The organism is Vibrio sp. 1562, from assembly GCF_033340155.1.
In the GTDB taxonomy this organism is placed as follows: domain Bacteria; phylum Pseudomonadota; class Gammaproteobacteria; order Enterobacterales; family Vibrionaceae; genus Vibrio; species Vibrio alginolyticus.
In genome coordinates this window covers 1-516 of record NZ_JAWOVY010000781.1, presented here as the reverse complement: position 1 = coordinate 516, position 516 = coordinate 1, and the positions used below count along the sequence as shown (strand labels likewise).

The following is a 516-nucleotide window of genomic DNA, read 5'->3' as shown; positions in this document are numbered from 1 at the left end:
AACCGTATTTCGCCGCAGGTAACGTCACCATAAAAAAGGTCTTCATCGGTGAGGTTTTTAGAGCACGAGCGGCCTCATACAAACGGGCATCGGAAATACGCAGCGAAGTGGTCAAAATCATCAGAGCATGAGGAAAGGTCCAAAAGATCAAACCCATTGAAATACCAATCACACCATACACTGAGTGACCACCAAGTAGCTCTTTCGCAACCCCTTGATTGCCAAAGAGGAAGATCAAGCTGATCGCAGGCAAAAGTGAGGGAGCAAGGATTGGCGCGGTACCTAAGATGTGAAATAGACCTTTAAATGGCATGCATGAACGCGTGAGTGCGTAAGCGTAACCAAAGGCCAGAATACCGACCACCGTCGTTACAACGAGTCCCAAACTAAACGTATTACCAACGGAAACCCACAAGCTTGAAGAAGAAAAATAAGTCGCAAAGTTGGCTAACCCAACAAACTCTCCATCGCTGTTTTGTACGCTTTTGGCCAGCATCGCCCACAATGGCATCAAGA

At 47.1% G+C, this 516-nt stretch carries 1 pseudogene; it reads right to left on the bottom strand.

Annotated elements, in window-relative coordinates:
* A pseudogene (locus R7Z49_RS27620) lies at positions 1–516 on the bottom strand (putative 2-aminoethylphosphonate ABC transporter permease subunit); the annotation flags it as partial.